Genomic DNA, 24,077 nt, shown 5'->3' with positions numbered 1-24,077 from the left:
CAGGGGGCGGTGGGGGCCGCGCCCTCCGCAAGCTCCAGACGCTCCTCAGCTCAGGGGTCGGTGGGGCGCCCTTCACTCACGCCAGTCAGGGTACAAAGGGGCGCACTTCGCTCACGCCAGTGCGGCGTCGATCACTCTGTCGGCGCGCGGAATTGAGCACGCTTCCAGTCGCCGTTGATCTCATCGCGTTCGCGGACGGCGTCCCGGAACCCGACGGTCGCGGCCCGCTGCTGGAAGGCGTAGCCCTCGCGGGTGTGGCGGGAGATGCCGTCGAAGACCGTGCTGATCATCCCCGAATTCGCGACGCCCTGAGCCAGGAGCGCACTGTTGAGCGCCAATTTGGCCATCACGAGCTGATTGATCGGCATGCGGGCGATCCGCTCGAGCAATGCCTCCGTCCGGTCGTCGAGTTCGTCGGCCGGGGGCGCCTCGACGGCCAGCCCCCACTCGTGCGCCTGTTTTCCCGACAGGCAATCGCCGGCGAACAGCAGCCGTTTGGCGCGCTGATCGCCGAGCCGATGGGCCCACATCCCCGCGGCGGGGATACCCCACACCCGGGTGGGCGGGTACCCGATCTTGGTGTCGTCGGCGCAGATGATCTGGTCGGCGTAGAGGGCGATGTCCGTGCCGCCGGCGACGGCGAACCCGTGCAGCTTGGCGACCGTCGGCTTGTTCGCGTGGAGCAGGCTGGCGAAACCGCGGTTGAACCTGCTCATCATCGCGTAGTCGATCATGGGATCCCAGGTGCGGCCCGGGTCGTGATTGCGTGCCTGCACAACGGGATCGAGGACAGTGCCGGTCCGTGGGTTGACGGCATGGGGATCGACGGCCTCGGACGGGTCGCCGCCGTTCTCGGCGAAGATCGACAGGTCGTATCCGCCGCAGAAACCCTTGCCCCGCCCGGATACGACGATCACGTGGACACCGGGGTCGAGGTCGGCGCGCTCCACCGCGTGCGACAGTTCGACGGGGGTGTCGACGGTGATCGCGTTGCCCTGATCCGGCCGGTTGAAGGTGATACGGGCGATCCGGCCGGTGACCTCGTAGGTGAGCGTGCGGTAGTCGACATCCGGCTCACGTCCGGCGCGGCCGGTGAACAACGAGTCCGGACCGCCGCGCAGGTCGTTGCGCCACGCGGCCGGCGGCGAGCCGGACGACTCATCCACGGACGTTGTCCTGCACGGTCTTCGGCGTCACCCGTTCGATGATCGACGCCGTGTCGATCCCCGACGGCAGCGTGCCGAACACGTCCCCCCGGTCGTTGCCGAGCCGACTCGCGGCGAACGCATCGGCGACCGCCGGATGGCCGTACCGCACCAGCAGGGAGGCCTGGAGGAGCTGGGCCATGCGGCCGACGACCCGCCGGGCCCGGTACTGCATCGCGTCCAGGTCGCCCAGCTCCCGTCGGAGTTCGTCGGCCGCGGCGTCGAGGTGCCGGTCCGCCCCTGCCGCACTGTCGATCTCGTCGAGGAACACGGTCACCGTGTCGGGCTGTTTGGCCATCGCCCGCAACACATCGAGCGCAGCCACATTCCCCGACCCCTCCCAGATCGACATGAGCGGCGACTCCCGGAAGAGCCGCGGCATCCGCGACTCCTCCACATATCCGTTGCCGCCCAGGCACTCCAGCGCTTCGGCGGCATGGATCGGGGCGCGTTTGCACACGTAGTACTTGCTGACCGCCAGCGAGATCCGCCGCAGCGCATCCGCCCGGGTGTCGCCTGCGGTCGCCTTGTCGGTCAGTTCCGCGAGCCACAGTGCCGTCATCGTGGCTCCTTCCGACTCGACCGCGAGATCGGCCAGCACGTTGCGCATCAGCGGCTGGTCTACGAGCGCGGCGCCGAAGGCCCGGCGGTGGGTGGCGTGATGGGCGGCCTGGGCGACGCCGACCCGCATGCCGGTCGCCGAGCCGAGGGTGCAGTCCAGGCGGGTCATGTTCACCATCTCGATGATCGTCGCCACCCCGCGGCCCTCGTCACCGACGAGCCACCCGACCGTGTCGTCGTACTCGACTTCGCTGCTCGCGTTGGAGTGGTTGCCCAGCTTGGCCTTCAGCCGCTGCAGCATAAAGGTATTGCGGGATCCGTCGGGCAGCACCCGCGGCACGAAGAAGCACGACAGACCTCCCGGCGCCTGCGCCAGCACCAGGAACACATCGCACATGGGTGCGGAGGTGAACCATTTGTGGCCGGTGATGCGGTACGTCCCGTCCGGTTGGACGACGGCTGTCGTGGTGTTCGCGCGAACGTCGGAGCCGCCCTGCTTCTCGGTCATCGACATTCCGGCGGTCAGCCCCGCTTTCGACAGCGGCGCCCGGAGACCGGGATCGTAGGTCGTCGAGACGAGCAGCGGCTCGTACAGCCCGGCGAGTTCGGGGTTGGCCCGCAGTGCCGGCACCACCCCGTAGGTCATCGACAACGGGCAGCCGTGCCCGGCGTCCACCGAACCCCACACGCTCGACTTCACCGCACGCTCGAAGTGCGCCGTCGGGCTCGGGTCCGACCATGCGGTACCACCGAGACCGAAACCGATACCCGTCCGCATGAGGTGGTGATAGGCGGGGTCGTAGGTGACCTCGTCCACCCGGTTGCCGTAGCGGTCGTGGGTCCGCAGTTCCGGCGGGTGGGACTCGGCGAGGTCGCCCCATCCGAGCGCTTCCGCACCACCGGCGAGACGGCCGATACGGTGCAGGTCGTCGAGCATGTGGTCGGCGCCCGCGCGGTGAACCGCCTCGGAGATGGCCGGATTGTCTGCGGCGTCGAAGTCGACGAGTTCGGGGACCTGATTGGTGACGACGTGGGTGGACATGGCGGAACCCGCTTCCTGGTGGAGGTCGTGATCCACGGTATTACATAATTCTGCTGTGCGCCAGAGTTTTGTAATATCCGTCGTGGCCGTCGAGCCGATCCCGCCCGATAGCATCGACGCCGTGCCCGGACGCGTGGACATTCCCAAGCTCACGGCGCGATCGGTCATCCTCAGCGCCCTCCTCGGCCTCGACTCCCCCGAGGCGTCGATCAACGGGCTCCTGGCCACGGCCACCGAGCTCGGGCTCCGCGAATCGACCGTGCGGGTGGCGCTGACGCGTCTGGTCGCGGCGGGAGACCTGGAACGCATCGACGGCAGATGCCGACTCTCGCCCCGCCTGGTCGAACGACAGCAGCGCCAGGATCGGGCGCTCCATCCGGCACGACGGGACTGGGACGGCAGCTGGGATCTCGCGATCGTGACGATCGGTTCGGAGAGCTCGACCGAACGGGCGCTGCTGCGCGACACGCTGCGGAAGGCCCGGCTCGGCGAGATCCGGGAGGGCGTCTGGGCCCGCCCGGCCAACCTCGACATCGAGCTCCCACCCGAACTGCGCCGTCGTCTGAGCCTCTTCCGCGCGGCTCCCGAGGAGGCGTCGACCGAACTGGCCGCACGACTGTTCACCCCGTCGACCTGGGCGGGGGCCGCAGACGAATTGCTCGACGCACTCGCCGCCGCGGCGACGGTCGCCGATCGATTCGAGGTCGCCGCTGCCATCGTGCGGCACATCCTCCGCGACCCGCTCCTGCCCGCGGAACTCCTCCCCGACGCCTGGCCCGGGGATCGGCTCCGCGAGGGTTACGAGGGCTTTCGCAGCGAGCTCACCGGACTCACCGCCCGGCACCTGTCACCCGACGGGGAGTGAGGAACCGGTCTCCGAACCCGACCGGCGCGGTCATGCGCTGCATCGGCCCGGTCCGGCCATCGGCGCACGAGGGTGTGCCCCGTCCGATCCGTTAGGCATGATGGATCCCGATGAACGCGCCCGACCCCGACCACAGCCACCCCGCCGACGCCGACGCACCGGCCAGCGGACCCCGCCGACCAGGCGCTTTCGCCCGCAACCCGGTCTTCGTGGTCCTGGGCGCGATCGTCGTCGGCGCACTCGTGGCCGGCGGGATCGCCTTCGCTGCGGGGGTCTTCGACGACAGCGGCAGCGTCGGCGGCAGCAACATCGGCGAGGGTGAGCGGTTGGTCGAGAACGCCTTCACCAAGTCGGTCGCGGGCGACTGTCTGGATTGGCCGGCCGGCAACCCCGGCCAGCCGGTCGATGTGCCGTGCGAGCAGAAACACCGCTTCGAGGTCGCGGGAGCCATCGACACCGCATTGATCCCCGGCGCGGAGTTCGGCGAAGACGCTCTCTGGCCCGGCGCCGAGCGGTTCGCGACGATCCGCGACGAACAGTGTCCGGTGATGGTGGACCAGTATCTCGCCGGGCGCCTCGACCCGCAGGGCCGCTTCGCCGTCGGGATGATGTACCCCTCCCAGGTGCAGTGGGACAAGGGCGCGCGTCAGCTGCGATGCGGGGTCCAGGAGAACGGCGCCGACGGCGCCCCGGTCCAGTTCTCCGGCCGGGTCGCCGACCAGAACCAGTCGTACGTCTGGCCCGAGGGCACCTGCGTCGGGATCGATCCCGAAACCCGCACCCCGACCGGTTTCGCGGTGAGTTGTGCTGAGCCGCATGCCTTCCAGACGACCGGGATCGTCGATCTGTCGGTCCGCTTCGGCGACCGGATGTCGAACAGGCCGTGGCCGCCGACCGGTGCGCAGAACAGCTACCTCGGCTCGATCTGCCCGGTGCAGGCCGAACGGTTCGTGGGCGGGCGCAAGCAGCTCGACGCGACCACGCTCAACGTCCAGTGGTCGGTGCTCAGCGAGCCGAGTTGGCTCGCCGGAAGCCGCAAGGTGGTGTGCTACCTCGGGCTACCCGACAAGCGCGGCGGCTTCGCGACCCTGGTGGGCGACGCCAAGGGCGGCGCGCTGCTGATCAACGGGCGCGCGCCGGTCGCACCCCCGGAGGCGCCCCCGGGCCGGGCCCTGCCGACGCCGGTGCCGCTCCCGCCGGGCATCGCGCCCAACCCCGCCGAAGCACCGGCCCCGGCGGGCTGACCCGATGGCCGTGTACATGTCCGACGACGAGTTCGACGGGCTGGTGTCCGACGCGCTGGACACCATCCCCGGCGAACTGACCGACGCGATGAACAACGTCGTGATCCTCGTCGAACCGCACAACCCGGAAGAACCCGGCATCCTCGGGCTGTATCACGGTGTGGCACTCACGATGCGGACCACCGACTACGGCGGATTCCTGCCCGACACCATCACCATCTACCGCGACCCCATCCTCGCGATGTGCCACTCGCGGGAGGAGGTCGTCCACGAGGTGGCGGTCACCGTCGTCCACGAGATCGCACACCACTTCGGCATCGACGACGAGTGGCTGCACGCCAACGGCTGGGGCTAGTGGTGTGGCCGGCGCCCCGATGCCGCCGACTCGATGTTTGACCTGCGGCGGAACGCGGTACGAGGGGTAGCAGATCGAGCAGCCCTCTATCTCAGGAGTACGTCCATGTCCTCAGACGCCATCGTCATCCTCCGGGACGACCACAAGCAGATCCGCAAACTGTTCCGTGACTTCAGGTCGCAGGGCGACAACGCCGTGAAAACCAAGGGCAAGATTGTCGACAAGATCATCGAGGCCCTCACCGTGCACACCTACATCGAGAACGAGGTGATGTACCCCGAGATCCGCAAGCGGGTCCCCGATCTCGAGGACGACATCCTCGAGTCCTACGAGGAGCACCACGTCGCCGACGTGCTCGTCATCGAGTTGGCCGCTCTCTCGCCGGACAACGAGCGGTTCGACGCCAAGACCACCGTCCTGATCGAGAACGTGGAGCACCACATCGAGGAGGAAGAGGACGAGTGGTTCCCGAAGGTCCGAGAGGCGCTGAGCCGCAAGGAACTCCGGGAGATCGGTGAGGAGATGCTGCGCCGGCGGGAGAAGGCTCCCCGACGCCCGTCGCAACCGTCGGCGCTGAAGAAGACGGTCGACGCCATCATCAAGTAACCCTTCGTGACGCTCGCAAGCTCGCTCCTCAGGGAACGGGGTGACGTCGCAAGCTCGCTCCTCAGGGAACGGAGGGACGCCGTCAGCCCATCGGTTCGTCGACGAGCGGCTCGTCGGCGATCTCGAACGGGGCCGTCGTGGCGCCCCATCGCGTGCACACCCAGATGCCGTCGGAGTACTCGAGTTCGATGGAACCGGTGTTGCCGAGGTGGGTCGCCGCGGCGAAGCGGGAGTCGATCCCGGCGAGCCGGGCGGCGATCAGGCGGATGGCCGCACCGTGACTCACCAGGAACACATCGCGCTGGTCCGGTCCGGTGAGGTACATGTCGGCGAGGTCCTCGACCGTCGGCAGGTACCGGTCGTAGACCATCGCGAGGGATTCGCCGCCGGGGATGCGTGCGTCGAGGTCGCCGGCGTGCCAGCGGTGCATGATGTCCTGGAAGACCTCATGCGATTCGCGGTCGGAGCGGTCCTCGAGCTCGCCGGCCTGGACCTCGTGCACGCCGTCGATCGCCGCGGTCTCCACATCCCACACCGACCCGATCAGCTCGGCGGTCTGCCGGGCGCGGAGCGCGCGTGAACTGAGCAGCACCGCGTGCTGTTCCGGCACGTTCTCGAGACCGAACCGAACACCCTGTCGCGCACCGAAATCGGTGAGCGCGGCACCGGGCAGAGCGGTGTCGAGGCGGCGCATGACGTTCGAGGTGGTCTCACCGTGACGGACCAGATGCAGCCGCGCCATCACTTCCCTCCCCGACGCATCGAGTCGACCCAGGCCAGCGACTCGGTGTGGTCCGGCGGCGCGGAGCCGGTGGTGCGCACCGCGGGCCACGAGCCGAGGAACACGACCCGCTCGCACCGGCGGTGAAGGGCGGCAAGGGCTTCAGCGACGGCCGCATCGTCGATGTGTCCGACCGCGTCCAGGAAGAACCGGTATCGGCCGGCGATGCTGCGACCCTCGGCCTCGTCACGCTGCGGGCGCGACTCGATACGAGTGAGGTCGATTCCGCGCGAGGCGAATTCGTTCATCGCCGCCATCAGGCTACCCGGCTCGTTCGACAGCTCGAGGATGACCGAGGTGCGGTCGGCGCCGGTGCGGGGCAACGGCACCCCGGGCCGACCGAGCAGGAGGAACCGCGTGGTCGCCTCCCGCGCGTCGGCGACACCGTCGGCGAGCACGACGAGTCCGGACAGACGCGCCGCGAGCCCCGTGGTGACCGCGGCATCCGCTCTCCCGGCCGCGACATCTTGCGCGGCAGCGGCATTGGAGCTCGAGATCACGAACTCGGCGTTCGGGAAGAGCCCACCGATCGACTGACGCACCTGCGCGGAGGCAACCGGGTAGGCGGCGATCGTGCGGACATCGGCCGCGGCCATCGGCGCGGCTGCGGCTATGGCGAACGAGATGTCGAGCACCGTCTCGGCGAACGCCTGCACCCGACCGTCGACGGCGTCGGCCGCGGGCGGCACCAGTGCGTCCATCGTCGCCGGCACCGAACCCTCCAACGAACTCTCGGTCGGCACACAGCCGTAGTCGGCATCTCCGGCGCGGATCATGGCGATGGTGGCGGCAGGACTCGACGCGGCGACCCGGTCGACCCCGCCCGACAGGTCGAGGCCGTCCGCGGACTGTTGTTCGGCGAGGACCGCGTCGAGCGCCATCTCGGTGAAGGTTCCGGGCGGGCCGAAGTAGGCGATCACAGGCACCACACGAGCCTAGTGGAACAGGCCTGCCGAGACCCTTTCGCGCATGTGTCCCAGGCTCTACGCAGGGGTGTCGAAACCATTGACGCGTGCGCTCCGGGTATTTAGGTTAGGGTTACCTTTCATACGACCCGCGCCCCGCGACGCCGACCGGAGAGACTGTCATGACGAGAACGACGACCGACCGCCCCACGGATGCCGAGATGATCCAGACGGCGTGTCGTCGCGGCGGTTCCGCCATCCTGGCTGTCGAGGGCGCGGACGCCACCCCGATCGACGTCGTGCACCTCTTCGAGTCCCAGGCCTTCGTCCTCGTCCCCACCGACGGCGATGCGATGCGGACCGTCGACGGCGCCGAGGGTGTGCCCGCCATGCTCGAGGTCACCGACTGGGCGCCCATCGACCTGCGTGAACGCGTGCGTTCGGTGATCTGGCTGAACGGCACGTTGCACGAGGTCCCGCGCGACCTGGAACGCGACCTGGCCATCGAGATCGCGGGCGAGCACCCCGACGACGGTCTCCTCGACATCGGACACGGCGCGTCGATGATGCGTCTGCAGGTCGACACCGCGGTCATCGCGTCCTCGGACGGCGCGGCGTCGGTGTCGGCCACCGAGCTCGCCGACGCCGACCCCGACCCCTTCTGGGAGCACGAGGGCAGCTGGCTCGAACATCTCGACAGCGACCACGCCGACATCGTCGGACAACTGGTCCGCAAGCTTCCCGTCGAGCTGCGCACCGGACGGGTGCGGCCGCTCGGCCTCGACCGCTTCGGCATCCGGTTCCGCATCGAGGGACTCGACAGCGACTCCGACGTCCGCCTCCCGTTCGCGCGGCCGGTCTCCGACGTGTTCGAACTGTCCCGCGCGCTGCGGAATCTCGCGGGCTGCCCGTTCCTGAACTCGATGCCCGACTGAACCGGCTTCCGTAGCAACGCCGCCCGCGGATCACGCATCCGCACCACGGATCGCGGGGTCCTAGGCTGACCGGCATGGCCTTGCGCGAGTACCTCACACCGTCGCCCCACGGCATCCCGGTCGTCACCGACCGGACCGAACGACGCGGCATCATCGTCGAACTGGTCATCGTCGGCGTCCTCACATTCGCGTTCTCTGCGCTGTCCGCGGCACTCGCACTGCTCGAGGCGCAGCTCGCCGGCGGTATCGGCGAGACGACGGTCGCACTCAATCCCAGCCGTTCCGACCTCGATCTCATCGACGCCGTCCGGCAGATCATGGGCAGCCTCCGACTGTTCGCCATCGCCGCCTTGGGGATATATCTGTTGTGGCGCAGCGGGATCGGACTGTCGCGCGTCGGTCTGGGTCGGTGGACCCCGCGCCGCGACATCCCCTCGGGACTGGTTCTCGCCGCCGTCATCGGTCTGCCCGGCCTGGGACTCGTCGCCGTGGCCCGGGCCCTGGGCCTCAACGCAAGCCTGGTGCCCAGCCAGGCCGACACCTGGTGGGAGTGGCCGGTTCTGGTGCTCATCGCGATCGGCAACGCCGCCGCCGAGGAGATCGTGGTGGTCGCGTACTTCATCACCCGGTTGCGACAACTCGGCGTGTCCGACAACGCGTCGCTCGCCGCCAGCGCGATCCTCCGCGGCGGTTATCACCTGTACCAGGGCTTCGGCGGCGGACTCGGGAATCTGGTCATGGGCGTGGTCTACGGGCGCTTCTTCCAGGTCACCGGCCGCGTCTGGCCCCTCGTGATCGCCCACGCGGTCATCGATGTGGTCGCCTTCGTCGGCTACGGACTGCTCCGCGACCATCTGTCCTGGGTCGGCTGAGAACCGAGACATCGTCGACCCTGCGGCCTTTCCCGTCGACTGTGCACTCCGACCGTGCGCCCCTACCGCCACCGTTGAACGGGGTGAGATGATTCGCTAGATTCGTCTCATGACCGTCGATGCGCCGTCCGACCCGACCGCCGACCTGGCGAGCCTCCCATTCCCGCGACGCCATCGAGCCGCCGAGTCCCGCGGCCGACGCATCGGCAGACTGCTCAAGGTCTACAACCACCTCCGTGAACCCGGCGACGACGAGCTCGCGGAGCTCGGGCGTCGGCTGCGCACACGGGACGAACCCGCCGCGGCGCTGGTCCGGGCCATGCGCCTCCCGCGGGACGCCGACGGCCGTGTCACGATGCGCCAGTTCGAGCAGGCACTTGCCGGTGACATGCCCTCCGATGCGCCCGACGCCCTGCGCGACTTCTTCGCACTCGTCGAGAAGACACCGGACTGGGTCGATCCCGCTCTCTGCGACCGCGGGGCCGCCGTCTATCGGCGGTTCGGCCAGAACGCCAACGACGTCCTGCTCCAGCTCTCCCTGATCGGCGGTTACCGCTTCGGCGGGCCCGCCGACCTGCTGGTCGCGACCGGCGGCCTCACCGGGAACACGGTCATCCGACGACTCGGCGAGACGCAGACCTGGGCCATCGCGGTCGGCGAACCGGGTGGGATGGCACGCGTCGGCGACGGCTGGCGACTCACCGTCCATGTGCGCCTCATGCACGCCCTGGTCAACGAGCGGTACGAGCACAACGGCCGCTGGGACATCGACCAGTGGGGTCTGCCGATCAACCAGTCCGACCTCGCCGCGACGCTGAACCTCTTCAGCGGCGCACTGATGATGGGGGTCCGCGCCCTGGGCGTCCCGGTGAGCCGTGACGACTCCCGCGCCCTCATGCACCTCTGGAAGTACGTCGGGTGGCTGATCGGCGTCGACGACGACTGGCTCTTCGACTCCGAACGCGACCAGCATCAGCTGAGTTATGCGGTCTTACTCGCGCAGCACGACGTGACCGACGCCGGCGCGGCCCTCACGACGGCGATCGTCGACGCCCAGAGCCGCTTGCACTACCGGTTGTTCCCCCGCCTCGCCGCGCGCTACACCCGCGCCCGCCTGCTGAGCATGCTGCAGGGCTTCCTCGGCGTGCGCGGCATGCGCGACCTCGGTCTCCGCCCTGCGGCGCCGTGGGCGTTCGGTCTCGCGTGGGTCCGCAACGCTGTTGTCTACCAGGTCATCGCACGGACACCGGCCGGTCCGCGCTATCTGGAATGGACCGGCACCCGTTCCCGACGCCGAGCACTCTTCCGCCACTTCGGCCCGGACGCCCCCGAGATCGGATCGCTCGCGGAGCGTTGAGAAGCCGTATGACGTCGTGCCCGGATTCCGGGCTCGAGATCATACGTTTTCCCAGGCCTCGGCCTGCACCCCTGTCCTAGCGGCGTTCGCCCCACCCGGACGCGAAGTGCCCCAACGGTAATTCACTGTCGCGCCACGGGTCCGGCGCCTACGGTGGACCGATGTCGACGACCGGGACGATCCGCGAATGGCACCACGACGAGGGCTGGGGTGTCATCGAGTCACCGGCGTTGTCCGGCACCGTCCACGTGTCCACCTTCGTCGTCCGTGTTCGGGCCGTTCAGAATCTCGACGAGCTGTCCCTGCCGGGCTTGCGTCCGGGGACCGTCGTCGACTTCGACCATGCGATAGCAGTCCCACCGGAAAGCGGATGCCGATATGTGGCGCTCTCGGTCTGGCCGACCGAGGTGGCCCGGCCGGATCCGAAGCACAATGGCGTGTTCCGAACTGCCTTGTGGCACAGCGTCGGTGACGCCGGACCGGATGGACTCACGATAATCGAGGAGACCGTCCTCACCGACACACCTACGTCACCGCCGGCTGCCCTCGGCCCGAACACCACCGGGACCGTTCGGTCGTGGAACGACGAAGAGGGTTGGGGCGTACTCGATTCCGATGCCACCCCGGGCGGGGCGTGGGCGTTCTACAGCGAGATCGTCGGTACCGGTTTCCGGGACCTGGTGCCGGGGCAGACCGTCGAATTCCAGTACGAGCGAGCGAGTCAGGACGGATACGACTACCGCGCGAACAACATCCGCGTCAGGTGAGGCGCCGGGAGCTGTGGTCGTCGTCGATGTCGTCGTGGTTGACCCGGCGCCCACCCGACCCGGTCACACGCGCGAGGAGATAGAGCACGAGTCCGACGACGATCAGGATGCCCGCGCGCAACCAGGTCGACGCGCTCTGCTGCGTCATCAGGACGATGCAGGAGATCACCGCGAGCACGGGCAGGATCGTCGGCGCGCGGAAGTGGTCGGTGTCCGTGCGGTCGCGGCGCAGGACGAGGACGGCGACGTTGGTGCTGACGAACACGAACAGCAGTAGGAGCACCACCGTCTCGGCGAGTGCCGCGACGGTCCCGGTTGCCGAGAGGATCATCGCGACGGCGGTGGTGGCGACGATCGCCGTCCACGGCGTCCGACGACCGGGCAGCACCTTCGCCAGCGCACCGGGCAGCAACCCGTCGCGGGCCATGCCGAAGGTCAGGCGCGACGCCATGATCATCGTGAGCAGCGCGCCGTTCGCGACGGCGATGAGCGCGATCAGGGAGAACAGCTGGTCGGGGATCCCGACATCGGCGATCGAGACGACCTCGAGCAACGGGCCCGACGACTCCACCAGGCGCTCCGGTGGCGCGACGACCGACACGGCGAGACCGACGAGGACGTAGACGACGCCGGCGGCGATCAGCGCACCGAACAGCGCCTTCGGATAGACCCGCCGCACGTCACGGACCTCTTCGGCCATGTTCGCGGAGGTCTCGAACCCGACGAACGAGTAGTAGGCGAGTAACGCCGCGCCCAGCACGGCGAGAGCCGGGGTGGTCTCGTCGGTGAACTCCAGCACCCGCTGCGGCTCACCGTCACCGCGACCCAGCACGATCCCGGCCAGCACGACGACGAGCACGAGTCCGGAGACCTCCACCACGGTCATCACCACGTTGGCCCGCAGGGACTCGGTGATCCCGCGGGCGTTCAGCGCCGCGACGGCGAGCAGGAACACCAGGGCTGCCGCGGTGGTGGGCACGTCGAGAAAGACCTGCAGGTAGTCACCCGCGAAGGCGAGCGCCAACCCGGCGGCGCTCGTCACCCCGGCCGCCAGCATGCAGAACCCCACCAGGAACGAGATGAGCGGATGGCGGTACGCGTGCCGCGCGAACACCGCCGCGCCGCCGGCCCGCGGGTACTTGGTGACGAGCTCCGCATACGACGCCGCGGTCAGCATCGCCAGCGCGAGGGCGAGCGCCAACGGCACCCAGATCGCTCCCCCGACCTCACCGGCGACCTCACCGACGAGCGCATAGATGCCCGCACCGAGGACGTCGCCCAGGATGAACAGGAACAGGAGTTTGCCGGTGATGGCGCGACGCAGCGGGGTGTGCCCGCCGTCGGTCCGGGCGTCATCGTTCCCGGAGTCCTGCGACGTGGCGTCGGCGACGTGTTTGTCGGTCATGGCGTGTCCTGTACCCCGTTCGGTCCGGAACGAGACCTCATGTGGGCGGTTCGACGCCACGTCGGCAACCAACCGACCGACATCCGTCGCCACCGCCCATGCGTACATTGGTTGGGATGAACGAGCAGGACCCGCCGATCCTCCGGCGAGGTCGCCCCGGACCGCCGATGCCGCCCGGGCGGCCAGCGGGCCCGTCTCCGCGCCCGGGGCCACCACCCGGACAAGGCCACCGCCCGCCTCCCGGTGCCGTCGGTCCGTCCGCTCATCCGCAGGCCATGCCGCGGATCCCTGCACGCGGTCCCGACCCGCGCCGGGCGCCGGGCCCCGGTCCCACCGGCCGGCCCCCGCACCCGTCCCCGGCCGATCGGCCGCCACCGTCGGCGCGGCCCGCTCCCGGCGGGTATGCGCCCACCCAGAAGCCGGAGCCGATCCCCGACGATCGGTCTCGTGGACCTCGTCCGCCGCGTGGCGACCGTCGCGACCGCGACCGGGCCGTCGGACGTCCGCCCGCGCCCCCGCGGCCGGCCGGTCCTCCCCGGCCCCGGCGCACGGGGCGCCGCGCGGTCCGGGTGGGCAAGATCCTGATGATCCTGCTGCTCGTCGTCGTCCTCGGCAGTGTGGGACTGCTGTTCTACTACGACACGAGACTGGACCGGATCGACGCCCTGCCGGCCTACGCCGGACGCCCGTCGGACACCCCCGGCACCAACTGGCTCATCGTCGGCACCGACTCGCGATCCGATCTCACCGAGGAACAACGCCGGGCGCTGGCCACGGGTGACGCCGACGGCTCCCGCACCGACACGATCATGCTCGTCCACAACCCACCCGGCGGCGGCAAGGCGATCGTGGTGAGCATCCCGCGCGACCTGTACGTGGAGGTGCCGGGTCACGGCAGCCTGAAAATCAACGCCTCGTTCAGCATCGGCGGTCCGGCGCTGCTCGTGCAGACCGTCGAGAACCTGACCGGCATCCGCATCGACCACTACGCCGAGATCGGCTTCGGCGGATTCGACACCCTCGTCGACTCGGTCGGCGGCGTCGACATGTGTATCGACCAACCGCTCAACGACCCCAAAGCCGGTCTGCGCCTGGCGAAAGGCTGTCACCGCCTCGACGGCAGGCAGGCTCTCGGGCTGGTCCGGACGCGCGCATTCCCGCGCGCCGACCTCGCGCGAGTGGTCAATCAACGGAAGTTCCTCGCCGCACTCGTGTCTCGGGCGACCAGTCCGTCGGTCCTGCTCAACCCGTTCCGACTCTTCGGATTTGTCGGCGGCGCCATCGACGCGCTCACCGTCGATGAGCGAGATCACATCTGGAACCTCGCGTCCCTCATGTTCGCGCTGCGCGACCCCATCACGACGACGACCCCGGCCGGCGAGAGCACCTTCACCGACGAAGGACTGGCGCTGCCCGTCACCGAGCAGACCGAGGAGTTCTTCGGCTACCTCCGCGCAGGTCAGCCCGTCCCCGACGAGCTTCTCGTCGACGCCGGCGGGCCGTCGTGAAAGGGTCGCCAAACGCAGGCCAGACTTGCCTTACTTAGCCTGAACTTGCTGGTGAGAGCCATTTTTCGGTTCTACGATGGGCCGCATGTCCGAACACACGAAGTTCCATCAGCTGCTGCACGACCAGATCAGCAACGAGTTCTACGCCTCGCAGCAGTACATCGCGGTCGCCACCTATTTCGACAACCACGACATGCCCCAGCTGGCAAAGCTCTTCTACCGCCAGGCCGTCGAAGAGCGCAATCACGCGATGATGATCGTGCAGTACTTCCTCGACCGCGACATGGAGGTCGAGATCCCCGGCATCCCGGCACCGAACAACCGGTTCGAGGACTACCGGGCGCCCATCGATCTCGCTCTCGCACAGGAGAAGACGGTGACCCAGCAGGTCGTCGACCTGGCGAAGTCGGCCCGCGACACCGGCGACTACCTAGGCGAGCAGTTCGTGCAGTGGTTCCTCAAGGAACAGGTCGAGGAGGTCGCGACCATGACGACCCTGCAGACCATCGCCGAACGCTGCAACGGGAACCTCTTCGACCTGGAGAACTTCGTCGAGCGAGAGTTCAACGGCGAGAAGACATCCGACGCCACCGCACCGGTCGCGGCCGGCGGGAACATCTGACGCGCAAGCGTTCCCACACCCTGAGGAGCAAGCGAAGCGAGCCACGAAGGGTATGGTGACTGCCTCGCCATGCCCTTCGTGGCTCGTCGCTATCGCTCCTCGCACCTCAGGGAGCAGGGGGTGGCCGGCCGCTTGCTGTCCCCGCACCTCAGGGACCGGCGCTTTTGTGGTTCTCTCGGATCAGGGACCACGCCGGTCAGCGCAGCGTGACCTGGCGACCGCGAATGCCGTTGCGGGAGCTGCGCTGTTCGATCGTCAGCGGCGAGGTGTCGGCGAGCGCTTCGCCGAGGCGGCGATCGAGCTCGTTGAGACCCGCGTACCACTCCTCGTGGTGCATCTCGTTGTCGAGGTCGAAGACCGGCACGAGCAATCCGTGGGTGCGGAACGATCCGGCGAACCGGGAACCCTCACCCATCGTCAGATGACCGGCGGCGTGGAGCCGGGCCATCGCCGACATCAGGTCGTCCTCCGGCTCGGGCCGAATCCAGCGCAGGTGCGCACGTTCCCCCGCATCGACCCACCAGGGCGCACCGGCGCCGCTGTCGACCACGAGCCGCGCGGTCGGCAGCACCGAGTCGTTGGCGCGCTCGAACATGGCCGTGATCTCCGACGGGACCTCGGTGCCCTCCACGAACCACCAGCCGAAGTCCTGGTGCACCGTGATGTCCAGGGTGGCGTCGGTCTTCACGACCTCGTCGAGGCTCGGGGCCTCGTCGGCAGCTTGGAGGTCGAACTCACTGCCGGCGTCGGCGTGAGCGGCCCACGCGATGGCCGCGGCGAGTTCGACGGTAAGCGCCGATCGATCGGGGTCGGTCTGCAGACCCACGAAACCCTCTGTCGCACCGTCGAGGTCGCGCGCGAGAGCAGGCACCGCGCCCGGCAGGATCGTCACGATCGAGACGTCGTTGCGGGAACCGGCCGGCTCGGTGAGCTCCAACCGGGCAGTCGCCGAGGCGACGAAGGTCCGCAGCGCGACGAAATCGCATTCGGACGCGAACCCGGCGAAGGGCCGGGGCGGCGGCGCCAGAGCTGCGGCCTGGCGTGCCTTACGTGCTGCGACGCGCTCGGCGCGATTGCTTCCCGGACGTGGTCCACTACCCCGTTTGCTCTTCTTGCCCATCGGTCCACTCTCTCACGTCGGCCCGCGGCGCCCGACAGGTCGTGCGGGCGGCGGCTCAGTCGACGGTGACCAGCCAGTCGCGCACCTTCGCCGGGTGGTTGGTGGCCAGCCACCGCACACCGAGATCGGCACACAGCTGGACGTCGACCTGCTCGTCGACGGTCCAGCAGTAGGTGACCCGACCGGCGGCGGCAGCGCGATCGACCAGGTCCGGGTACTGCCGCAGGGTCATCACCGACGGCCCGATGCCGGTCGCCCCGACGGCGGTCGCGGCGCCCCCACCAAGGACCCGGGCGGTGTCACCGAGCAGGATCGTCGGCAGCATCGGGGCGTGGCGTCGAATCCGCCAGACCCCGGCCGACGAGAACGAGATGACCACGGCGCGGCTGTGATCGGCCGACGGCGGCGTCGCCACCCCGAACTCGTGCAGCATCTCGAGGAGCTTCTGCTCGACGAGACTGCCGAACCGCACCGGATGCTTGGTCTCGATGAACAGGCGGACGGGTCGGCGCCAGTCCAGGGTCAGCGTGAGCAGCTCCCGCAGCGTCAGGATCGACGCGGGTCCACCAGCCGCATGCCAGCTCCCGAAGTCGAGCTCGCGCAGTTCGGCGAGCGTCATCTCGCTGACGATCCCCGAGCCGTCGGACGTCCGGTCGACGGTCCGGTCGTGAACGCACACGAGCTCGTGGTCGGCGGTCAACCGGACATCGCACTCGAGGCCGTCCGCACCCTGCGCGAGAGCCAGCTCGTAGGCGGCCAGGGTGTGTTCCGGACAGTCGCCCGACGCCCCACGGTGGGCCACCACCGCCGGCTTGCCCGATCGGGAGACCTTTTCGGCCGCGCCCACATTCACCCCTGAGTTCATCCGACCGCCACCCACCGTCTCGTCGGGACCGGGGCCGCCGCGGCGGCGTCGAACAGTGTCCGCACCCGGCGTGCCATCCAGAAGGCGAAGGCAGCCGAGACCGCTGCGCTGACGATGACCATCACCATCGCGTTCGCCCCGGTCTGCAGCGAGTCCGAGCGCCACGCGACGAGCCGGGCGATGATCGCCGCCCCGGCCGCCACATTCACCACCACCCAGGCGACCCACAACTTGCGGAGTCGTCGGCCGACGAGGTCGGCATCGACCGTGGGGTCCTGGCCGACCCGATGCACGGCGACCTCCTGCACCACCAGCGGCGCACCGATGAGGTTGACCAGCGGCAGGCCGGCGAGCGCGGCGACCCAACCGGGCCGGCGCGGGTCGACGAGACCGGCCGCGGCGTAGGTGTCCGCGCGCAACTCCAGGACCCAGCGCATGAAAGCCAGCGTCGCCAGGACGAATCCGAGGAATGCGACGACACCGACGAAGATGGTCAGCCAGTCGGACGCGACGATGAGGAATTCGGGCAGCGGACGGTCGCGGTTGACGACCAGCAGGAGGTAGCGCACGAGATGGACCAGTGCGGACGCGGCCAGCGCAGAGCCCGCCACGTTCAGGGCGAACTGCAGTCGGACACGCGAACTCTCGAGTTTCCGGTGCGCGGTGTCGACCTCCGCCGGTTCGTCGTGCAGACCCCAGGTGGGTATGTAGACGTACCGGGGAATCAGCCGGGGGCCACGACGGCCCGAGGGGCCCCGGCGGACAGGAATCGCCTCGGGTGGGCGGCGGGCCACCCACCGTACGTTGCGACTGCGGTAGAGACGTCCGGCGGACACCGGGGCCGGGCCGGAGCGAGACGGGACGTGCGGCGGGCGCACCGCGCCGGGCGCCGGCGATCGTGCCGGCGTCTGCCGGGCGGCCAGCGCCCGCGCGGCATCCTCGACGACGCTGAGCGGTCCGCCGCATCGGGGGCAGTGTTCACGGCCGGGACGGTGCGGTGCCTGGATTCGACACCGCGGGCACAGGTCGATCATCGGCCGGCGTCGCCCGCGGGTCGCGTATCACCGATCTCGACGGGCTTGCCGTGTTCCTGCCAGGCGAGCATGCCGCCGCGGACGCAGATCCCGTCGTATCCGACCTGGGCGAGGTACTGCAGCACGCGCATCGATCGGCCGCTGGAGTGGCAGACCACGTACAGATCGTGATCGGGGTCGAGTTCGGCAAGGCGGCCGGGCACCTCGGCCAGCGGGATGTGCACGGCGCCCCGGATGTGACCGGACGCCCATTCGTCGTCCTCACGGACGTCGAGCATCACCGCGTCGGTCTGCCCGGTGAAGTCATCCGGAAGGTCGGTCACCGGCACCTGAGTGATGTCGCCCATGCTCACGTTTTCCATGGTGGCACAGAGACGGCCGGGCGCGGCGGCAGCTCGACCGGACCACTGCCCGCGCGCCCCGCTGTCTTCACCGAGACGGGTGTGGAGCAAGGCACTATGTAGACCTACATATATTTATCCACATGTACGTCCTGGACATTTGTCCCTCGTTCGCGCACTGACCGTCTACTTGGGGATGAGACTGTGGAATTGTGGAAAAACGCTGGCCACCGGCCCGCGACTTGTGACCGCGATCACTCATTTAGCCGAATGTGCGCGTAGGAAATTCACGAAAGTGCACACGCCGGAACGTCGTGAACTCTTCCTTCGATGAACAGCACCTGTGGATAACGTGGGGAACAATTCACAAGCAAAACGATGTGAACGGGCTGTGATCGGGCCTTTCAGTCCCGGTGGAGCAGCGACAGCCGCAACGACGGGGCGCGGTCGAATGCCGCCAGAACGCCGGTCGTCACGCTCTCCGCAAATCCGGCAACCGATGTCTGGCTTCCCACGAGTCTCATGAGCAACGGCTTCGGCGTCTCCACGACGGTGATCTCCGCGTCGGGGTACCGCTCGGCGACGACCGAGCGCATCACGCCGATCCCGTCGACGACCCCGAGTTCCGCGGCGCGGTGACCGATCCACACGTCGCCGTTGAAGAGTTCCGCGTCGGAAGCGGTCAGCTTTTTACCGCGGCGCTGCCGGACCCACGCGATGAACGCCTCGTGCAGCTGGCCCTGCAATTCCTTCAGCCATTCGACGTCCTCGGGCTGTTCGGGCGAGAAGGTGTCGAGTCGCGCCTTGTTCTCACCGGTCGTGTACAGCCTGCGCTGTATACCGAAGCGGTCGAGCACGGCCGAGAAACCGAAGCCCGACGACACGACCCCGATCGAGCCGACGATGGAGGTGTGGGCGGCGAAGATCTCATCAGCCGCGCAGGCGATCCAGTAGCCACCGGAGGCCGCGACGTCCTCACAGAACGCGAGGACCGGCACGCCCTTCTCCGCCGACAGCTGGCGGATGCGTTCGGCGATGTACTCCGACTGCGCAGGCGAGCCACCGGGCGAGTTGATGACGACCACGACGGCCCGCAACCGCTCCGTGGCGAACGCCTTCTTCAGAACCGGCTCGACGGACTCGGTGTTGACGCCGTGCTTGCCCATCCCCGCGATCCCGATCGGGCCGTCGAGACGGACGACGGCGACCTGCTCGGTCCGCGCCTTCGAGAATTTCTTCCCCACCGCCCCCAGCGGTCCTGCAGTCATCTGTCCGAGTGTAACGACGGCGACCCGCCTGCTGTTTTCCCACGCGCCGCGACAGTCCGCGACGTGGGACGCACCGTAGAATCTGCCGGGTGCAGGTGCGGTGGCTCAGCGCATTCCTCGACTTCCCCGCCGAGGTGTTCGGCAGCGAGGTGACCTTCTGGCGCGCGATCTCGGGCAGCACGGTCTCCCCGCCGCGGGGTGAGCACCGCGAGTTCGCCTCGCTGGAGCCCTTCTACGGCGACCCGCATCTGCGAGTCCAGCGCATCGACGACGGACCGGGCGGAGTGCACCTCGACATCCACACCGACGACCCGCACGCCGCCACCGCCGAGGCACAGGCACTCGGTGCGACCCTCGTCGTCGACGCCGGCACCCACCTCACCCTCCGGTCACCCGCCGGTTTCGTGTTCTGCATCGTGCCGTGGGAAGGCGAATCGAAACGGTCGCGGCCCATCCGTTGGCCCGGCGACGCCATCAGCATCATCGACCAGCTGTGCATCGACATCCCCCCTGGCATGTTCGACGCCGAGGTCGACTTCTGGACCGGGTTCACCGGCTGGCCGACGAAGCCCCGGGGTCGGCCCGAGCTGGTCGCGCTTCGCCGCGACCCCGCGGTGACCCTCGGAATCCTGTTGCAGCGCAAGCAGGATGAGTCAGACAACGATGTGGCGACAGCGCACCTCGACATCGCCACGAATTCCGTCCCCGACGAGGTCGCACGGCACGAGGACTGGGGCGCCCGCGCGATCGAGCACTTCCCGCACTGGACGACGATGGCGGATCCGGTCGGTCGCCGCTACTGCATCACCTCGCGGAACCCGCGCACCGGCGATTGAGTCGCGGGCTCCTTCGATCCGGTTCGCAGACGTAGTGTGTCGTTGCGCTCGGCGCCACGATGTGCGACATCTGCCGGGCCCCGTCGCTCCGAGCTTCAGGTATCGACCAGGAATTCACGGAGCCGGTCGACCTCGGCGTCGACCTCGCGCCGTTCGGCGGCGGTCACCGGACGCAGGTACTCGACCGCCGGAACGTCCTCGGCGTCGAGAGACCATGTCCCTGCGAGGAATCCGTCGAGGAACACGAATCCGGGCGACCGGCCATTGGGAGTCACGGTGCGCCGGTACATCTCCGGGTCGGCGACCCGGATTCGGTCGGCCTGGGCGCCGATCACGTGGTCGAAGGGGGCGATCAGCCGCGCCGGCGCCGGCGCATCCGGGTCGGCGAGGGCGAGACCGTCGAGGTCGTAGAGAACCTCGCCGTTCGGGCCGTCGAGCCGGACGAGCTCCCAGTCCGCCTCCAGCTTTTCGACGAGGGGGCGCAACCGGGTGAGCCCGGACCACGTCTGGATGGCCTTCACGGTTGCCGGGCCGAACCCGCGCAGATACATCCGGACGAGATCGGCACGGGCTTCGTCGTCGACGACGGCCGGCACGCCCGGGCCGGCCCACTCGTCGAACAGGCGGTACGTCGGAGCGCCCCGCCCGCGCCACAAACCACGCGGGGGGACCTGGACCAGTGGCAGCCCGCACCGTGCGATGGCGGTCAGGGTCGACGCATCCTCCGCCGGATGGCGGGCAACCAGTTCGCTCCCGAGGTCGGCGACGGCGAGTTCGCGACCCGCGAGAATCTCGGCGGCGGACCGCACGACCTGCGCCGGGTCGGCGTCCACCAGTCGCTGGGCGTGGATGTCGGTGAGTCCACGCCGCAGCGTGGGCTCGGCGAGTGGACGAATCCAGCGTGCGTCCTCGGCGTCGATCAGGAAGATCGTCGCGCGCAGCAGCGTCATGCGCACGACCTCGCGGTCGGTGAGCAGATCGTCCAGCTCGAGGGGATCGAAATCCGCGATCCGCGACCACAATCCGAAGAATGCCGCCCGCGGGTCCTGGGACTGCAGTCCGACGCAGCGGTCCAGAACCTCGATGGCGTCCTCCGCGACGCGGGTGAGCAGGTGCTGACGCTGCAGCAGGGTGCGATTCCACTGCCGCAGCGAGATCCGTTCGGTCACCGCGTGTCTCGTCGGGTCTGCGACCGATGGGTACGGCGGCGCACCGCGACGTCAGGCCGGGTAGGCGACACCGGTCGCGGCATGGCAGCGGTATCCATGCGGATTCTTCGCCAGATACTGCTGGTGGTAGTCCTCGGCGTAGTAGAACCGTCCGTCGCCCGCCTGCGCCAGCGGTTTGATCTCGGTGGCGATCGCACCCTCGCCCGCAGCGTCGAGTGCGGTCTGGAAGGTTGCGGCGGTGCTGCGGACGACGTCAAGGTCCGCGTCGGTCAGGGCGTACACGGCTGACCGGTACTGGGTGCCGATGTCGTTGCCCTGACGCATCTCCTGCGTCGGGTCATGCGACTCCCAGAAGACCTTCAGCAGGCCTTCGAGATCGACGACGGCCGGATCGAAGACCACCAGCGCCGACTCGGTGTGACCGGTCCGCGCGGTGCAGGTCTCCTCATAGGTCGGGTTGGGCGTGTAACCGCCCGCGTATCCGACGGCAGTCGTGTACACACCGGGGACCTGCCAGAAGATCTCCTCGATCCCCCAGAAGCAGCCACCGGCCAGGACGATCGCTTCGAGGCCGTCGTCGAAGCGTCCGATGCCGTGTACGTGGGAGCCGTCGGCCTCGGCCCGACCCCGCATCGGCGTTCCGAGAACGAGGTGCTCGCCCGGGACCGTGATCTCGGACGAGCGGCCGGGCAGTGCAGCGTCGGCGGCGACGAGATCCTGTTTGCGTGAACCGGCGGCGAAGAGCTGGTCGAGCCATGACATGCGCCAAGTCTACGCGCGGTGGGATACGGCCCGGCGACGACGAGTTGAGCTGACCGTTCGAGTCTGTTTATGATGGCGGTCACATCCGTGGCACTGTGATACCGATCACTCGTACGCCATCGCGGCCCGTCCGCCAGCAGGGATGTGCAGCCGTTCCAGGGACGAGAGGCGACGATGGCGACGCACGCGACCGGAGATCTCCGACGCGCCCCCGGGCTCGGTCGGACCGCTCCACGCGCCAACTACGACGTCGCGAGGAGTTGCCGCACAAGCGCCCTGACCATTCTCGCGCTCATCGCGGTCTTCATCCTGCTCATCCTCATCTGAACCCAGCCGCCTCGATGCGGCCTGGTCAACTCTCAGCCGACGCACTCTCGCGTCGTTGACATCTCAACCGCACTTGATGTTTCTTGGCGCGGGATTGTTGCAATCACCCATGCTCTGGGGAAGGCTGGAAGCATTCGCGTGGCGCCCGGCGGAGTCGTCGGAGCCATGCGTGGACAGGGAAACGAGTAGCACCTCAGAGAGGAACATCGTGGCTGAATACACCTTGCCGGATCTCGATTACGACTACGCGGCACTGGAACCGCACATCTCCGGCAGGATCATGGAGCTCCATCACAGCAAGCACCACGCCACCTACGTCAAGGGCGCGAACGACACCCTGGAGAAGCTGGCCGCGGCCCGCGACGACGACAGCATCGCCGGCAAGGTCTACGGACTCTCCGCCACCCTGTCGTTCCACCTGGGCGGTCACACCAACCACTCCATCTTCTGGAAGAACCTGTCGCCCAACGGCGGTGGCGAGCCCGACGGCGACCTCGCGGCCGCCCTCACCGAACAGTTCGGTGGTTTCGACAAGTTCAAGGCCCACTTCACCGCCGCCGCCACCACCCTGCAGGGTTCGGGCTGGGCGATCCTGGGTTACGACACCATCGGCGGCAAGCTCGTCATCCTGCAGCTGACCGACCAGAGCGGCAACATCCCCGCCGCCATCATCCCGGTCGTCATGCTGGACATGTGGGAGCACGCCTTCTACCTCGACTACCAGAACGTCAAGCCCGACTACGTCAAGGCGTGGTGGAACGTCGTGAACTGGGCCGACGCCAACGAGCGTCTCGCCCGCGCGAAGAGCCAGGGCAGCGGCCTGGTCGTCCCGGCCTGATCCCGGTTCGCCGAACCTCAACAGCGCCGGTCACCTTCGGGTGACCGGCGCTGTTTGTTGTTCGGGGCCACGTTCTCTGCTGCGAGCAAACCCCTGCTCCCCCGACGTGCGAGGCGAAGTCCCCCTGCTCCCTGATCCGAGAGTGCGACACATCCATTGCTCCCTGAGCCTGGATCCGTGGATAGGTTCGGGGTGTCGATAACGTGAAAATGCCCTCTGAGCTGGAATGATTGGTGGTGTTGAGACAACAAAACAAACCAGCTCAGAAGGCACTTTCAGTGAAAGTATCGCACACGTTCTCCGCCACGTCCGCCATCTTCGACGACGACAACCTGGTGTCGCACGCCGGGCTGGTACCGGTCATGGCGGTGGCTGAGTCGACCGGGTTGGCGTCCCTGCTGGGCGAACGGGTCGATCTCGGCACCACCCAGGTCGCCTCCGCTGGGGCCAACCTCGAGGCGAAACTGTTGACCGTGATCGCCGGATT

25 protein-coding genes and 1 pseudogene are annotated in these 24,077 nt (G+C 68.5%); 14 read left to right on the top strand and 12 right to left on the bottom strand.

Annotation, left to right across the window (positions count from 1 at the left end; all coding sequences use genetic code 11):
* Positions 1-131 precede the first annotated feature (131 nt).
* A complete protein-coding gene (locus M4D77_RS17655) occupies positions 132-1,166 on the bottom strand; it encodes a crotonase/enoyl-CoA hydratase family protein (protein ID WP_259936825.1) in 1,035 nt (344 codons plus the stop codon).
* Positions 1,159-2,808 (bottom strand): acyl-CoA dehydrogenase family protein, encoded by a 1,650-nt coding sequence (locus M4D77_RS17650; RefSeq protein WP_259936824.1) that lies wholly within the window; start codon positions 2,806-2,808, stop codon positions 1,159-1,161. Before M4D77_RS17650 ends, M4D77_RS17655 begins: the two co-directional genes overlap by 8 nt.
* Before the next feature lie 121 nt (positions 2,809-2,929).
* Between M4D77_RS17650 and M4D77_RS17645 the strand changes: the two genes are divergently transcribed.
* The 4 genes from M4D77_RS17645 to M4D77_RS17630 all read left to right on the top strand — a co-directional run bounded on the left by M4D77_RS17645 (position 2,930) and on the right by M4D77_RS17630 (position 5,878).
* Entirely contained in the window at positions 2,930-3,673 is a 744-nt protein-coding gene (locus M4D77_RS17645) for a PaaX family transcriptional regulator C-terminal domain-containing protein (protein WP_259936823.1), read from the top strand.
* A gap of 110 nt (positions 3,674-3,783) precedes the next feature.
* Positions 3,784-4,917 (top strand): septum formation family protein, encoded by a 1,134-nt coding sequence (locus M4D77_RS17640; protein WP_259936822.1) that lies wholly within the window; start codon positions 3,784-3,786, stop codon positions 4,915-4,917.
* 4 nt (positions 4,918-4,921) lie between these two features.
* Entirely contained in the window at positions 4,922-5,272 is a 351-nt protein-coding gene (locus M4D77_RS17635; protein ID WP_058250909.1) for a metallopeptidase family protein, read from the top strand.
* Between the two features lie 105 nt (positions 5,273-5,377).
* Positions 5,378-5,878 carry a hemerythrin domain-containing protein gene (locus tag M4D77_RS17630; protein ID WP_259936821.1) on the top strand — a complete coding sequence of 167 codons (501 nt, stop codon included), beginning with the start codon at positions 5,378-5,380 and terminating at the stop codon, positions 5,876-5,878.
* Positions 5,879-5,960: 82 nt separating this feature from the next.
* On the opposite strand, the gene M4D77_RS17625 is transcribed toward M4D77_RS17630, so the two are convergent.
* Both M4D77_RS17625 and pheA read right to left on the bottom strand, forming a co-directional pair.
* On the bottom strand, positions 5,961-6,620 hold the full coding sequence (locus tag M4D77_RS17625; protein ID WP_058253726.1) for a histidine phosphatase family protein: 660 nt from the start codon (positions 6,618-6,620) through the stop codon (positions 5,961-5,963).
* On the bottom strand, positions 6,620-7,588 hold the full coding sequence (gene pheA / locus M4D77_RS17620) for a prephenate dehydratase (RefSeq protein WP_259936820.1): 969 nt from the start codon (positions 7,586-7,588) through the stop codon (positions 6,620-6,622). The genes M4D77_RS17625 and pheA overlap by 1 nt, the downstream gene beginning before the upstream one ends.
* Positions 7,589-7,746: 158 nt before the next feature.
* Between pheA and M4D77_RS17615 the strand changes: the two genes are divergently transcribed.
* The 4 genes from M4D77_RS17615 (at position 7,747) to M4D77_RS17600 (ending at position 11,495) form a co-directional block, all read left to right on the top strand.
* Positions 7,747-8,499 carry a DUF2470 domain-containing protein gene (locus M4D77_RS17615; RefSeq protein ID WP_058253724.1) on the top strand — a complete coding sequence of 251 codons (753 nt, stop codon included), beginning with the start codon at positions 7,747-7,749 and terminating at the stop codon, positions 8,497-8,499.
* A gap of 74 nt (positions 8,500-8,573) precedes the next feature.
* Positions 8,574-9,371 carry a CPBP family intramembrane glutamic endopeptidase gene (locus M4D77_RS17610; protein ID WP_259936819.1) on the top strand — a complete coding sequence of 266 codons (798 nt, stop codon included), beginning with the start codon at positions 8,574-8,576 and terminating at the stop codon, positions 9,369-9,371.
* Between the two features lie 109 nt (positions 9,372-9,480).
* On the top strand, positions 9,481-10,728 hold the full coding sequence (locus M4D77_RS17605) for an oxygenase MpaB family protein (RefSeq protein ID WP_259936818.1): 1,248 nt from the start codon (positions 9,481-9,483) through the stop codon (positions 10,726-10,728).
* A 161-nt stretch (positions 10,729-10,889) separates the two neighbouring features.
* A complete protein-coding gene (locus tag M4D77_RS17600) occupies positions 10,890-11,495 on the top strand; it encodes a cold-shock protein (RefSeq protein ID WP_259936817.1) in 606 nt (201 codons plus the stop codon).
* Here M4D77_RS17600 and M4D77_RS17595 read toward each other — a convergent pair.
* Positions 11,488-12,900 carry an APC family permease gene (locus tag M4D77_RS17595; RefSeq protein WP_259936816.1) on the bottom strand — a complete coding sequence of 471 codons (1,413 nt, stop codon included), beginning with the start codon at positions 12,898-12,900 and terminating at the stop codon, positions 11,488-11,490. The genes M4D77_RS17600 and M4D77_RS17595 overlap by 8 nt on opposite strands.
* Before the next feature lie 584 nt (positions 12,901-13,484).
* On the opposite strand from M4D77_RS17595, the gene M4D77_RS17590 reads away from it, so the two are divergent.
* Positions 13,485-14,408 (top strand): LCP family protein, encoded by a 924-nt coding sequence (locus tag M4D77_RS17590; RefSeq protein WP_137809891.1) that lies wholly within the window; start codon positions 13,485-13,487, stop codon positions 14,406-14,408.
* Positions 14,409-14,493: 85 nt separating this feature from the next.
* Entirely contained in the window at positions 14,494-15,030 is a 537-nt protein-coding gene (locus M4D77_RS17585) for a ferritin (RefSeq protein ID WP_058253734.1), read from the top strand.
* A 196-nt stretch (positions 15,031-15,226) separates the two neighbouring features.
* Here the strand turns inward: M4D77_RS17585 and M4D77_RS17580 are convergent, their stop codons facing one another.
* The 5 genes from M4D77_RS17580 to M4D77_RS17560 all read right to left on the bottom strand — a co-directional run bounded on the left by M4D77_RS17580 (position 15,227) and on the right by M4D77_RS17560 (position 19,658).
* Positions 15,227-16,150, bottom strand: coding sequence for a DUF5926 family protein (locus tag M4D77_RS17580; RefSeq protein ID WP_259936815.1), 924 nt, complete (start codon positions 16,148-16,150; stop codon positions 15,227-15,229).
* Between the two features lie 55 nt (positions 16,151-16,205).
* On the bottom strand, positions 16,206-17,015 hold the full coding sequence (locus M4D77_RS17575) for a glycerophosphodiester phosphodiesterase family protein (RefSeq protein ID WP_058253733.1): 810 nt from the start codon (positions 17,013-17,015) through the stop codon (positions 16,206-16,208).
* The gene (locus M4D77_RS17570; protein WP_259936814.1) at positions 17,012-18,049 is read right to left on the bottom strand and encodes a DUF4328 domain-containing protein; all 1,038 of its coding nucleotides are present in this window, start codon (positions 18,047-18,049) and stop codon (positions 17,012-17,014) included. Before M4D77_RS17570 ends, M4D77_RS17575 begins: the two co-directional genes overlap by 4 nt.
* The gene (locus M4D77_RS17565; protein ID WP_205333324.1) at positions 18,046-18,396 is read right to left on the bottom strand and encodes a rhodanese-like domain-containing protein; all 351 of its coding nucleotides are present in this window, start codon (positions 18,394-18,396) and stop codon (positions 18,046-18,048) included. The genes M4D77_RS17570 and M4D77_RS17565 overlap by 4 nt, the downstream gene beginning before the upstream one ends.
* Positions 18,397-18,794: 398 nt before the next feature.
* Complete coding sequence (locus M4D77_RS17560; protein WP_259936813.1) at positions 18,795-19,658, bottom strand: S49 family peptidase; 864 nt, start codon at positions 19,656-19,658, stop codon at positions 18,795-18,797.
* A gap of 89 nt (positions 19,659-19,747) precedes the next feature.
* Between M4D77_RS17560 and M4D77_RS17555 the strand changes: the two genes are divergently transcribed.
* Entirely contained in the window at positions 19,748-20,494 is a 747-nt protein-coding gene (locus M4D77_RS17555) for a VOC family protein (RefSeq protein ID WP_205333325.1), read from the top strand.
* A 95-nt stretch (positions 20,495-20,589) separates the two neighbouring features.
* On the opposite strand, the gene M4D77_RS17550 is transcribed toward M4D77_RS17555, so the two are convergent.
* Complete coding sequence (locus tag M4D77_RS17550) at positions 20,590-21,663, bottom strand: winged helix DNA-binding domain-containing protein (RefSeq protein ID WP_205333326.1); 1,074 nt, start codon at positions 21,661-21,663, stop codon at positions 20,590-20,592.
* A 51-nt stretch (positions 21,664-21,714) separates the two neighbouring features.
* A complete protein-coding gene (msrA, locus tag M4D77_RS17545; RefSeq protein WP_259936812.1) occupies positions 21,715-22,425 on the bottom strand; it encodes a peptide-methionine (S)-S-oxide reductase MsrA in 711 nt (236 codons plus the stop codon).
* A 174-nt stretch (positions 22,426-22,599) separates the two neighbouring features.
* Between msrA and M4D77_RS17540 the strand changes: the two genes are divergently transcribed.
* The 3 genes and pseudogenes from M4D77_RS17540 to M4D77_RS17530 all read left to right on the top strand — a co-directional run.
* On the top strand, positions 22,600-22,752 hold the full coding sequence (locus M4D77_RS17540) for a hypothetical protein (protein WP_259936811.1): 153 nt from the start codon (positions 22,600-22,602) through the stop codon (positions 22,750-22,752).
* Positions 22,753-22,960: 208 nt separating this feature from the next.
* Positions 22,961-23,590: a superoxide dismutase gene (locus M4D77_RS17535; RefSeq protein WP_004021423.1), complete on the top strand. Its 630-nt coding sequence runs from the start codon at positions 22,961-22,963 to the stop codon at positions 23,588-23,590.
* Positions 23,591-23,868: 278 nt separating this feature from the next.
* Positions 23,869-24,077 (top strand): annotated as a pseudogene (locus tag M4D77_RS17530) (IS1380 family transposase); the annotation flags it as partial.

The sequence above is a fragment of the Gordonia sp. p3-SID1431 genome (genome assembly GCF_025143765.1).
Classification (GTDB): domain Bacteria; phylum Actinomycetota; class Actinomycetes; order Mycobacteriales; family Mycobacteriaceae; genus Gordonia; species Gordonia hongkongensis.
The sequence above is the reverse complement of the archived record's forward strand: the minus strand, read 5'-3'. Positions and strand labels throughout refer to the sequence as shown.